Source organism: Streptomyces griseorubiginosus, assembly GCF_017614965.1.
Taxonomy (GTDB): Bacteria; Actinomycetota; Actinomycetes; order Streptomycetales; family Streptomycetaceae; genus Streptomyces; species Streptomyces griseorubiginosus_B.
Map to the genome: position 1 here is coordinate 1 of NZ_WVUG01000283.1, position 11,708 is coordinate 11,708.

The window sequence follows — 11,708 nt, forward strand, 5'->3', positions numbered from 1 at the left end:
GGGGTGGACGACGGGTCGGTGCACCCGCCGAGCAGCAGCGCGCCGACGAGCGAGACCCCCACGAACCACGGTTTCCGCATGCAGCAACTCCCGCCCCGGCAACCGAAAACGGTTCCCCAGGCAAGCACAGGAGGGTGCAAGGGGGAAGACACGGGGGTGAGTTCAGGCCTGGCCGAGCCGTTCGAGGAGGTCCAGCAGCTCGGCGAGCGGCAGTGGCTTGGCCAGGTGGGCGTCGAAACCGGCCGCCCGGGACAGGGCGCGGTCGGTGCCCCGGCTGAACCCGGACACCGCGATCAGCCGCAATCGGTCCCCGCCCGGCCTGGCGCGCAGGGTACGGGCGACCTGGTAGCCGTCCATGTCCGGCAGCCCCAGATCGCACAGGACGGCGTCGAAGGGCTCGTTCCCGGTGGCGGCGAGGGCGTCCGCGCCGGTGTGCACGGCGGTGACCCGGTGGCCCTGGCGTTCCAGCAGGGTGCGGTAGGTGGCGGCCAGGTCCGCGTTGTCCTCGACGATCAGCAGGGAGAGACGGCCGGGTGACGGACGGGTGGCCGTGGTGCGCGTCGGCCGGGGGGCCGTCTCCTCGGTGGTCGGCAGCCGCACCGTGAACGCCGCGCCCTTGCCGGGTCCGTCGCTGTGGGCGCCGATCCGGCCGCCGTGCAGCTCCACCACCGTGCGCGCCACCGCGAGCCCCAGTCCCAGCCCCTCCGGGGTGTCGGGGCCGGCCGGGGCGGCCCGCATGAACACCCCGAACAGTTCCTCCGCCTGTTCGGGGGCGAAGCCGATGCCGTCGTCGCGGACGGTGAGCAGGGCCGTGCCGTCCTCGACCTCCAGGCCCACCTCGGTGTGTCCGCCGGGCCGGGTGTACTTCAGCGCGTTGGACAGCAGGTTGGTCAGCACCTGGGCCAGCCGCAGACGGTCGCCGTCGATCATCACCGGCTCGGGCGGCACGACGACGCCCAGGGTGCGGCCCTCGTGTCCGAACACGCCCCGGATGTCGGCACACGCCCCGTCCACGACCGAGCGCAGGTCGACCGGGTCGCGCACCAGCTCCAGACGTCCGGTCACCGCCCGGGTGCCGTCCAGCAGGTCGTTGCTCATCCGCGCCAGTGTGCCCAGCTGCCGCTCCAGGACCGACAGGGCCGGATGGCCGCCGGGCAGGTCGAGGGCGAGCAGCTCGGTGGCCGCGGTGGCGGCGGCGAGCGGGTTGCGCAGTTCGTGCGAGAGGGTGGCGATGAACCGGTCCTTGGCCCGCTGCTCCTCCCGCAACCGGCGTCCGGCGGCGTCGAGTTCGGCGTTGGCCCGGCTGAGCTGCTCGTTGACCTCGCGGATCTCCCGGGCCCGGACGAACAGGTCGATCTCCATGCCCTCGGCCCGCATCTGCGCCTCGGCGACGGCCCGCCGCTGCTCGCGCCCGACCCGGCGCAGATGCACGAAGTCCGTGACGTCCTCGACCCGGTGGATGATGTGGACGACCCGGCCGTCGTCGTCCAGGACCGGTGCGTTGACAGGGCTCCAGTAGCGCTCGGCGAAGACGCCCTCCTCGCCGGTGGGGATGTCGTAGCGCTGCAGCGCCATGGTGTCCGTACGGCCGCTCGCCACCACGGTCTCCAGGGAGCGCCGCAGATTGGCCACGCCGTCGGCCGAGGGGTCGTCCGGATTGTCGGGGAAGACCTCGAAGATCGGCCGCCCCACGATGTCCCGCTCGGTCCGTGTCGCCGTCAGATACGCGCGGTTGACCTCGACGATGGTGAAGTCGGGGCTCAGGACGAGCAGCGGGGACAGTGTGGCGTCGAACAGGCGCCGGTAGTCCGGGGCGTCGGGCATGGTCGGACCTCCGGGCCGAGGCGGGTCACTCACAGGTCGAGGCGGTAGCCGTAGCCGCGGACGGTCGTGATCCGCGGGACGGGGGCGGGCATCGCCGCGAGCTTGCCGCGCAGCCGGTACACGTGCTCGACCACGGTCGCCGGCTGCTGCCAGGACGAGCCCCAGATCCGCTCCAGAAGCTGCTCCGCGGAGAAGACCCGGCCGGGCGCCTGGGCCAGCATCTCCAGCAGCGCGTACTCCTTGGGGCGCAGCGTCAGCGTCATGCCGTCGACGGAGGCCTGGCGACCTGCGCTGTCGATGAGCAGCGAGCCGACCCGGAGCACGGTGGGCGCCTCGGGTGGCTGCGAGCGGCGCAGCACCGCGTGGATACGGGCCACCAGTTCCCGTTGCGAGAACGGTTTCACCAGGTAGTCGTCGGCGCCGATCTCCAGGCCCGCCACCCGGTCCGCCTCCGCGCCGCGTCCGCTGACCACGATGACCGGCAGCCGGCTGGTGGAGCGCAACGCGCGCAGCAGCTCGAGGCCGCTGCCGTCGGGCAGCCCCAGGTCGAGGACGGCGAGGTCGATGCCGCCCTCGTGCAGAGCGGCCTTTCCGGCGCGCGCGTCCATGGCCCAGGTGACGGTGAAGCCCGCACGCTCCAGATAGGAACGGCACATCAGTGCGAAGTCGGAGTCGTCCTCGATCAGCGCGAGATGCGGTCGCATAACGCATCACCCGGACTGTCTGCCGCCCGCTCGTTGTGCAGCTCATGAGCGGGCGTTGATGCCCCGACCATGTGCCGAAGGTAGAACAGGACAAGCCCACGGTTCAAGGGGGAGCCGCCCGGGGGGAGTTCCGGCGCGGGCTCGTGCGGTGCGGGGATGCGTGTCACCACCGCCGCACGGGCCCGCGCCGGGACGCGGATCAGACGCGGTCCGCGGCGATCAGCAGGTACTGGAAGCTGCCGTTGCGGTACGCGGACAGGAACGTGTCCTCGATGCCCGTGACCAGGTGTTCCGCCTCGCGGCGCAGTTCCCAGTAGGGGATGGTGTCGGCGGTCAGGTCCTGGACGTGGACCGGGACCAGACGGTGACGGGCCATCGCCCGGAAGTACTCCGAGCGCGGGTGGATGTCGCAGATGTAGTGGGCGTTGATCAGGGACACCTCGCGCGAGGCACGCCCGTAGGTGTCGTTGTAGCAGCCGGTGATCACGACGTAGCGTCCGCCGCGGCGCAGCAGCCGCGCGTGCTCCGCGAACAGCAGGTCCAGTTCGACGTACATGGTCGACTCGTTGTTCCACGACGCGGCGTAGGCGCCGGTCTCGAAACCGGTGTCCAGCATGTTGCGGTGGTGGTAGCGCACCCTGCCGTCGATGCCCCGCTTGCGGGCCTGTTCGCCCGCGAAGGCGGCCTGCTTGGCGGAGATGGTCACGCCGTCGGCGTGGCAGCCGTAGCGCAGGTTCGCCACCACGCTGCCGCCGCCGCGTCCGCAGCCGGCGTCGAAGACCCGGTCGTCCGGGGTGAGCGGGCCGAGGTGGGCGGCGAGGAGTTCGGCCTGGGCGTGTTCCAGCCGGTGCAGTTCGGCGGTGATCCGCTCGCGGCGCAGCGCCGGGTCGCGCTCGTCGAGCACGGAGTGGTCCGCGGCGCCGACGCCGTAGTGGTGGTGGTAGAGGTCGTCGAGCTTGCCGAGTTCGAGGTTGACCGGGTTCTCCTCGGCGTTCCAGTAGTCCGCCACGCGGTTCTGGTACGTGGACTGGGTCGGCAGCGGGACGTTCCTGGTGTCGGCGGGGGCGATGGTCAACGGTGACTCCTCGTGGTGGTGCTGATGGTTCATCGGGGTGGCGCCTACCAGTAGTCGGGAAGGTGGTAGCGGTGGGTGTTGGTGGCGTGCCACTCGTGGTTGCCGGCCACCCAGTCGGACAGGCTCCGGGCGTAGCGCTCCACGAGCGGCGAGGTGGCGGACAGAACGGCCGACTCGTCCTCGAACGCGGTCATGATCTCGTTGTGGATGTCGACGGCCCTGAGATAGGCGGCCTTCAGCCCGCACCGCTCGTTGGCGGCGACGACCTGCGGCAGGTTGAGGTGGTCGGGGTCGCTCGCCAGCTCCTTGGTGAAGGAGTACAGGTCGTTGACGATCGTCGTGGCGTTGCAGGCGAGCGCGGTGATCCGCTGGATCTCCGGGCGGGCGTAGACGGCTTCCGGCAGTTCGTAGCCGTCCACCGCGTCGACGATCGACAGACAGGGGCGGAAGTTGTTGAACTGCCGCATCACCAGGTACTCCCAGACCCGCGGCACGTGCCGGGTCTCCATCCAGGCGGCCTCCGCGAGGTAGCCCAGGTGGAGGCGGGCGATGTCGTGGACGAAGCGGTCGCTCTGGCTGGGGGTGGCGAAGGCGGCGAAGTCCTTCATGGCCCAGTGGTACGAGCGCAGCGGGCCGTCGGCCTGGACGCCCTCGCGCCACTCGGCCTCCAGGGCCGGCGTGCCGTGGTACGGGTCGATCGCCGACTGGGCCAGGATCAGCGGCCCGCCGAGTCCGCGGCGGGCTCCGCCGCGGCCCTCGTCCTCCTCGCAGTAGCAGCTGTCGACGAGGTTCTCGGCGAGCAGCAGCTGCCCGGCCACGGTCAGCCGGTCCAGGTCGGCCGCCCGAGGATGCTGGAGTACGACGGCCCGGCCGAACTGGAACCCGGAGAAGTCCCCCTTCCAGGCGGCCGGGAACAGCTCCAGGCCGCGGGCCCAGGCCTGAAGTCTGCGGTCGATCTCCGCGGCCTTCTCGGGGTCGGCGGGGGCGGCCTGCCGGTACTTGAGCCCGGGGATCGCGCCGCCGCGCCGGGTGCGCACGGTGCGGGCCAGGTTCGGTGGCCCCGGCAGGGACGGGACGGACGTGGGGGTGCTCATCGCGTGCTCCACCCTCAGTCGGCCGTCCGGCCGATCTGGACGTTCTCCAGGATCCCCGCCGCGTCCGGCACGAGGATGGCGAGCGAGTAGTAGGCGGTGACCAGGTAGCTGATGATCGCGGCCGCGTCGATCCCCATGAACCGCACGTTCAGGCCCGGCTGGTACTCCTCCGGGATGCCGGTCTGGAACAGGCCGATCACGCCCTGGTCGGACTCGCCGGTGCGCAGCGCGATGATGCTGCTGGTGTGCCGGTCGCTGACCGGGATCTTGTTGCAGGGCAGGATCGGCACCCCGCGCCAGGCGGGGATCTCGTGCCCCTCGACGGTCGCCGTGCCCGGTACCAGTCCGCGGCGGTTGCACTGGCGGAAGAAGGCGGCGATCGCCTTGGGATGGGCGAGGAACACCTTGGTCTTGCGGCGCATGGCAAGCAGCTCGTCCATGTCGTCCGGTGTCGGCGGCCCGGTGAAGGTGCTGACGCGCTGTCCGTAGTCGACGTTGTGCAGCAGCCCGAACTCCCGGTTGTTGACCAGCTCCCACTCCTGGCGCTCGCGGATCTCCTCGATGGTCAGGCGCAGTTGCTGCTCGGTCTGGTTCATCGGGTCGTTGTAGAGGTCGGCGACGCGGGTGTGCACCCGCAGCACGGTCTGGGTGAGCGAGAGCTCGTACTCGCGCGGGGCGAGGTCGTAGTTGACGAACCCGCCGGGCAGCGTCGGTTCGCCCACGTGGCCCGCCTGAAGGGGGACGTCGGCCTCGCCCTTGCGGTTCATCGGCAGTTTCTGCCGCTCGGCGAAGGCCTGGAGGTGGGCGGCCAGCGACGGCACCCGGTCGGTGAGCTCGGTGACGACGTCCCAGGGCAGCGCCAGCAGCACGCCCGCCGTCTCCGCGCGCACCGAACTCAGCCACAGGGGGTCCGACTGCCCGATGGCCTCGTCGCCCATCTGGTCGCCGTCGGTGACGACTCCGGTGATCTCCTCCTCGCCGTACTTGCCGGCCGTGTACCGGGTGAACCTGCCGTGCACCACCAGATAGGCCTCGGTGACCGGCTGGCCGGCCTCGAACAGCACCTGTCCGGCGCGTACTTCGCGGACCCGGAAGCGGGTGGCGACCTCCTTGAGGACATCGATGTCGGAGTAGCCGCGCAGCACCGGCAGTTCGGTGAGCGTCTCGGGGATGACCTTGATGTCGTTGGCGCCGTTCTGCTCGAACTGCACCCGGCCGCGCCCGATCTTCAGCTGCAGGCGCCGGTTGACCCGGTAGGTGCCGCCCCGGACGTCCACCCACGGCAGCGCCTTCAGCAGCCAGCGTGAGCTGATGGCCTGCATCTGCGGTTCGGACTTCGTGGTCGTGGTGAGCCGGCGCGCCGCCTGGGTGCTGAGGCTGGTGAGCTGCGGTTCGCCGGGATCGTCGGGGGCGGGGTTGTCGGTGGCGCTTTCGGGGACGGACACATTCCCTCCCTGAACAGGGGTGTGCTCAGTGGTCGTTGAGAAGGACGAGAACGCGGTGCCTGACAGGAACGCACCGCGTGTACAAGCCAACAGGGACGGCGGCGGCCCCGGTACGGCGCGCGGGGGGCGTTTCCCCGGAGCGGAGGGGCACATACCGCTCCCGGTCCCGCGCGGGTTCGTCGCACGTGATCGCGCGCCGGGCGTGTGAGCCGTGCGGCCCCTCCCGACGTGGGCGCTCAGGAGAGGTCGTTCACCACGACCGCGGCTCCGTCGAACCGCCCCGCCTTCAGGTCCCGCAGGGCCTGGTCGGCCCGGGTCAGGGGATAGGTGTGGGTGGTGGCGCGCACGCCGTGCCGGGCGGCCAGGGCGAGGAACTCCCGGCCGTCCGCACGGGTGTTGGAGGTGACGCTGCGCATCTGCTTCTCGTAGAAGAGGTCGGTCTCGTAGTGCAGCGGCGGGGTGTCACTGAGGTGGATGCCCGCGACGGAGAGGGTGCCGCCGCGGTCCAGGGCCCGCAGCGCGACCGGGACCAGGTCGCCGACCGGGGCGAACAGGATCGCGCTGTCCAGCGGCTCGGGCGGCATCGCGTACGCGTCGCGTGCGGAGGCGGCGCCGAGTTCCAGTGCCAGCCGCTGTGCCGTGCTCCCACGGGTCAGGACGTGCACGGTGGCGCCCTCGGCCAGGGCCAGTTGCGCGCACAGATGGGCGCTGCCCCCGAAGCCGTACAGTCCGAGCCGTCCGCCCGGCGGCAGCGCGGCCCGGCGCAGCGCGCGGTATCCGATGATCCCCGCGCACAGCAGCGGCGCGAGCGCCACGTCGTCGAGGGCGCCGGGCAGCCGGTAGGCGAAGGACGCGGGCACGGTCGTGTACTCGGCATAGCCGCCGTCGGCGTCCCAGCCGGTGTAGCGCGAGGCCGGGCAGAGGTTCTCGGTGCCGCGCGTGCAGTAGGCGCAGGTGCCATCCGTACGCCGTAGCCAGGCCACGCCGACCCGGTCACCGGCGGCGAAGCCCTCGACCGCCGCTCCGACCCCGGCGACGACGCCCACCACCTCGTGCCCCGGGGTCACCCCGGCCCGGTGCACGGGCAGATCGCCCTCGGCGACATGCAGATCGGTGCGGCACACCCCGCACGCGCGCACGTGTACGAGCAGTTCGTCGTCTGCGGGCCTCGGAACCGGTTTCTCGACGAACCGGAGACCCCCCTCCTCCTCGACCGGCCCCGGCGTCACCACCGACCACGCGCGCATCGTCCCGTCCGCCATCCCGCACCCCGTCCGTCACCTCGACAGCCCGCCGGAATTCTCCCCGACCAGTCTGGAACGGACTGAGGCGTTCGGCGCGCGCTTCGACCGGCGGATGGCTAGCGTGAGGAAACGGACCATCCGCCGATTCGGGAAAGGGCCGCTGTCATGGCCGTACAACCTGAGGGAACCCCCTGCTGGGCCGACGCGATGTTCGGTGACGTCGAGGGGGCCAAGAGCTTCTACGGAGACGTCCTCGGCTGGACCTTCGGCGAGGCGTCGTCGGAGTACGGCAACTACACCCAGGCCTACGCGGACGGCAAGGCGGTCGCGGCCGTCGTACCGCCGATGCCCGGGCAGGAGGGGCAGTCGCAGTGGTGCCTGTACTTCGCCTCAGCGGACGCCGCCGCGACGGCCGCCAGGATCCGGGAGAACGGCGGCGAGGTGCTGATGGAGCCGATGCAGGTCGGCGAGTTCGGCACCATGTGCATCGCCCGTGAGCCCAGCGGCGCGGTCTTCGGCCTCTGGCAGGGCGGCACCCACGAGGGCTTCGAGGCGACCGCGGTACCGGGCGCCTATGGCTGGGCCGAGGTCTTCACCCGGGACCCGGAGCGGACGGACGCCTTCTTCAGCGCGGTCTTCCCGTACACGGCCCAGCAGATCGTCGACGACGCGGTCGACTTCCGCATGTTCAACCTCGGCGACAACACGGTCCTGGGCCGCATGCGGATGGGCGACGAGTTCCCGCCGGAGATCCCCTCCTATGTCAACCTCTACTTCGTCGTCCCCGACTGCGACGACGCCGTCGCCAAGGCGACCAAGCTCGGCGGAGTCCTGCGCTTCGGGCCCATGGACAGCCCCTACGGCAGGTTCGCGGCCCTCAGCGACCCGCAGGGGGCGAGCTTCTCGGTGATCGACCTCACGCGCACCGCGGGCGAGATGCCGCGGACCGAGAACGTCTCCTAGCGGGTGCCGGGACGCCCCGTCCGCCGTGGCATGATCGAGCCCATGCGTGAACGTGTGGTGGCCGCCTGCGACGGGGCCTCGAAGGGAAACCCGGGACCTGCGGGCTGGGCGTGGGTGGTCTCCGACGATTCCGAGGTCCCGGCCCGCTGGGAGGCCGGGCCGCTGGGCCGGGCCACCAACAACGTCGCCGAACTCACCGCGCTGGAACGCCTGTTGGCGTCGACCGACCCGGGTGTTCCGCTCGAGGTCCGGATGGACTCGCAGTACGCCATGAAGGCGGTCACCACCTGGCTGCCCGGCTGGAAGCGCAACGGATGGAAGACGGCGGCCGGCAAACCGGTCGCCAACCAGGACCTGGTGGTGCGCATCGACGAGCTGCTCCAGGGCCGCTCGGTCGACTTCCGTTACGTGCCGGCCCACCAGGTCGACGGCGACCCGCTCAACGACTTCGCCGACCGGGCCGCGAGCCAGGCGGCGACCGTGCAGGAGCCGGCGGGCAGCGCACTCGGCTCACCGGAGCCGCCGCCCTCGCCGGACACCCCGAAAAAGGCCGCCGCCCCGCGCCGGAAGCCCGGTGGGGCCCGGCAGGGCGGCGGCTCGTCCTCCCGCACGATCAAGGCGAAGTTCCCCGGCCGTTGCCTGTGCGGCCGGTCCTACGCGGCCGGGGAGCCGATCAGCAAGAACGCGCAGGGCTGGGGGCACCCGGAGTGCCGTACGGCGGAAGCCGGTTAGCCGACGCGGTCAGACGACCACGCCGCGCCACTCGCCGGTCTCCCGGCCGCGCTCCTCGATGAAGTGCTTGAAGCGCTCCAGGTCGCCCTTGGTCTGCCGCTTCACGAACCCGAGCTTGTCGCCGACCTTCTCGGTGATGCTGTCGGGCTGGAACTCCATCTGCAGCATGACCTTGGTGTGGGTGTCGTCGAGGCGGTGGAAGGTCACCACCCCGGCCTGCTTGGCCTCCCCGGAGATCGTGGTCCAGGCGACCCGCTCGTCCGGGATCTGTTCGGTGATCTCCGCGTCGAACTCCCGGTGAACCCCGTTCACACTGGTCACCCAGTGGGTGAGCGTGTCGGTGCGCTGCTCGATGCGCTCCACGCCGTTCATGAACTCCGGGAACGTCTCGAACTGCGTCCACTGGTTGTAGGCGGTGTGCACCGGGACGCCGACCTCAATGGATTCCTCGACCTGCGACACGGGTGAACCCCTCCTTCGTTCTCAGACGGTTGCGTGCGGGCCGGGTACCCGTGACCTGCGCGGCGAACCTCCCGTTGAACAGCCGTCCATCGACGTCCTGCTACTGTGCGTCGCAAGCTGCAAACTCTGAGTAATTCCAAGGGGTGTGCGTGAAGGTCGCCTGCGTCGGCGGCGGGCCCGCCGGCCTGTATCTCTCGATCCTGCTGAAGCGGCAGGACCCGTCCCACGACATCACCGTCCACGAGCGCGATCCGGAGGGCTCCACCTACGGCTGGGGAGTGACCTACTGGCGCGGACTGCTCGACAAGCTCCACGAACACGACCCGGAATCGGCCCGCGCCCTGGAGCAGCACTCCGTGAGCTGGAACGAGGGCGTGGCCCGCGTACGCGACGCGCAGACCCGGCACCCGGGCGACGAGGGCTTCGGCATCGGACGCCACCGGCTGCTGGAGATCCTCTCCGCGCGTGCCCGCTCGCTCGGCGTCCGGCTGGAGTTCGAGCACGAGATCACCGGCACCAACCTGCCCGTGGCCGACCTGGTCGTCGCCGCCGACGGCGTCCGCAGCGCTCTGCGCACCCGGCACGCCGACGACTTCGGCACCGAAATCAGGGCCGGCCGCAACCACTACATCTGGCTCGGCACCACCAAGGTCTTCGACTCCTTCACCTTCGCCTTCGTCGAGACCGACCACGGCTGGATCTGGTGCTACGGCTACGGCTTCAGTCCCGAACGCAGCACCTGTGTCGTCGAATGCGCCCCCGAGACCTTCAGTGGCCTCGGCCTCGACACCGCGGGCGAGGCCGACGGGCTCGCGCTGCTGGAGAAGCTCTTCGCCGACGTCCTGGACGGTCACCCCCTCATCGGCCGCTCCTCGGCCGACGGCAGCGCCCAGTGGCTGACCTTCCGCACCCTCACCAACCGCACCTGGTCCCGCGGCAACCTCGTCCTCATGGGGGACGCCGCCCACACCACCCACTACTCGATCGGCGCCGGCACCACCCTCGCCCTGGAGGACGCCGTCTCCCTGGCCGGCGCCCTGCGCACGCACGCCGAGCTCCCGCGCGCCCTCGCCCACTACGAACGCGAACGCAAGGCGCAGCTGCTCTCCATCCAGAGCGCGGCCCGCTACAGCGCCCAGTGGTACGAGAACCTGCCGCGCTACATCGGCCTGCCCCCGGAGCAGATGTTCGCCCTGCTCGGCCAGCGCCACTCGCCCCTGCTGCCGTATGTCCCGCCCCAGCTCTACTACCGCCTCGACAGGGCGGCCGGACAACTGGAGGCGCTGCGCCGCTTCAAGCGCTGGCTCGGCCCGAAGGTCGCCCGGACCGTCCACGCGCGGGCGCTGGCTTCCCGGAAGTAGCGGCGCCTCAGCGGCGGCGTGCGGAAAACTCTTGGGTGAATGGCAATTCACCGGCTATGGTGAATTGCCATTCACCCTTTCTTTTCCGCAGCCACACACTGGAGTACCCATGGGCCAGCCAGCACCGATAGCCGAGCCCTCCACGGCGAGGGCCCTGCGGGACCGGCTCACGATCCCGGTGCTGGCGTTCGGCGGCATCCTCATGGCCGTCATGCAGACGGTCGTCGTGCCGCTGCTGCCGGACCTTCCCCGCCTCACCCACTCCTCGGCGGGCGCGGTCTCCTGGACGGTCACGGCCACCCTGCTGGCAGGAGCCGTTCTCACCCCGGTCCTCGGCCGCGCCGGCGACATGTACGGCAAGCGCAGGGTGCTGACGGCGGCGCTCGGGCTGATGACCGTCGGCTCGGTGATGTGCGCCCTGTCCTCGGACATCGCCGTACTGATCACGGCCCGTGCCCTGCAGGGCGCCGCCGCCTCCGTCGTGCCGCTGTCGATCAGCATCCTGCGCGACGAACTGCCCCCCGAGCGCCGGGGCTCCGCGGTGGCCCTGATGAGCTCCACCGTCGGCATCGGCGCAGCCCTGGGCCTGCCGCTGGCCGCGCTCGTCGTGCAGTACGCCGACTGGCACACCATGTTCTGGCTGACCAGCGCCCTGGGCGCGCTCGGTGTAACGGGGGTGTGGTGGGCGGTCAGGGAGTCACCGGTGCGCGCGCCGGGCCGGTTCGACGTGGCGGGCGCCCTGGGCCTGGCGGCCGGGCTGGTGTGCCTGCTGCTCGGGGTCTCCCAGGGGGGTCAGTGGGGGTG

11 protein-coding genes are annotated in these 11,708 nt (G+C 71.2%); 4 read left to right on the forward strand and 7 right to left on the reverse strand.

The genetic code is table 11. The features are described 5' to 3' along the window. Positions 1-162: 162 nt before the first annotated feature. The 6 genes from GRC12_RS35055 to GRC12_RS35080 form a co-directional block, all read right to left on the reverse strand. Positions 163-1,824: a hybrid sensor histidine kinase/response regulator gene (locus GRC12_RS35055; protein WP_208783989.1), complete on the reverse strand. Its 1,662-nt coding sequence runs from the start codon at positions 1,822-1,824 to the stop codon at positions 163-165. 29 nt (positions 1,825-1,853) lie between these two features. Continuing rightward, a complete protein-coding gene (locus tag GRC12_RS35060) occupies positions 1,854-2,528 on the reverse strand; it encodes a response regulator transcription factor (RefSeq protein ID WP_208783991.1) in 675 nt (224 codons plus the stop codon). Positions 2,529-2,727: 199 nt separating this feature from the next. Next, positions 2,728-3,603 carry a geranyl diphosphate 2-C-methyltransferase gene (locus GRC12_RS35065; RefSeq protein ID WP_208783993.1) on the reverse strand — a complete coding sequence of 292 codons (876 nt, stop codon included), beginning with the start codon at positions 3,601-3,603 and terminating at the stop codon, positions 2,728-2,730. A 44-nt stretch (positions 3,604-3,647) separates the two neighbouring features. Next, positions 3,648-4,697 (reverse strand): family 2 encapsulin nanocompartment cargo protein terpene cyclase, encoded by a 1,050-nt coding sequence (locus GRC12_RS35070; protein ID WP_208783995.1) that lies wholly within the window; start codon positions 4,695-4,697, stop codon positions 3,648-3,650. A 14-nt stretch (positions 4,698-4,711) separates the two neighbouring features. Next, positions 4,712-6,142 carry a family 2B encapsulin nanocompartment shell protein gene (locus tag GRC12_RS35075; RefSeq protein WP_208783998.1) on the reverse strand — a complete coding sequence of 477 codons (1,431 nt, stop codon included), beginning with the start codon at positions 6,140-6,142 and terminating at the stop codon, positions 4,712-4,714. Between the two features lie 236 nt (positions 6,143-6,378). After that, positions 6,379-7,389 carry a zinc-binding alcohol dehydrogenase family protein gene (locus GRC12_RS35080; RefSeq protein ID WP_208784008.1) on the reverse strand — a complete coding sequence of 337 codons (1,011 nt, stop codon included), beginning with the start codon at positions 7,387-7,389 and terminating at the stop codon, positions 6,379-6,381. A 162-nt stretch (positions 7,390-7,551) separates the two neighbouring features. Between GRC12_RS35080 and GRC12_RS35085 the strand changes: the two genes are divergently transcribed. Together GRC12_RS35085 and GRC12_RS35090 are read left to right on the forward strand one after the other, a co-directional pair. After that, the gene (locus tag GRC12_RS35085) at positions 7,552-8,349 is read left to right on the forward strand and encodes a VOC family protein (protein ID WP_208784000.1); all 798 of its coding nucleotides are present in this window, start codon (positions 7,552-7,554) and stop codon (positions 8,347-8,349) included. Positions 8,350-8,379: 30 nt separating this feature from the next. Continuing rightward, on the forward strand, positions 8,380-9,081 hold the full coding sequence (locus GRC12_RS35090) for a ribonuclease H family protein (protein ID WP_208784002.1): 702 nt from the start codon (positions 8,380-8,382) through the stop codon (positions 9,079-9,081). Positions 9,082-9,090: 9 nt separating this feature from the next. Here GRC12_RS35090 and GRC12_RS35095 read toward each other — a convergent pair whose 3' ends face one another. Continuing rightward, the gene (locus GRC12_RS35095; protein ID WP_208784005.1) at positions 9,091-9,543 is read right to left on the reverse strand and encodes an SRPBCC family protein; all 453 of its coding nucleotides are present in this window, start codon (positions 9,541-9,543) and stop codon (positions 9,091-9,093) included. 143 nt (positions 9,544-9,686) lie between these two features. Here GRC12_RS35095 and GRC12_RS35100 point away from each other — a divergent pair, with 143 nt between their 5' ends. Further along, positions 9,687-10,904, forward strand: coding sequence for an FAD-dependent monooxygenase (locus GRC12_RS35100; RefSeq protein ID WP_208784006.1), 1,218 nt, complete (start codon positions 9,687-9,689; stop codon positions 10,902-10,904). A 109-nt stretch (positions 10,905-11,013) separates the two neighbouring features. Then, positions 11,014-11,708: MFS transporter (locus GRC12_RS35105; RefSeq protein WP_208784007.1), on the forward strand; the 695-nt coding region annotated here is incomplete at its 3' end.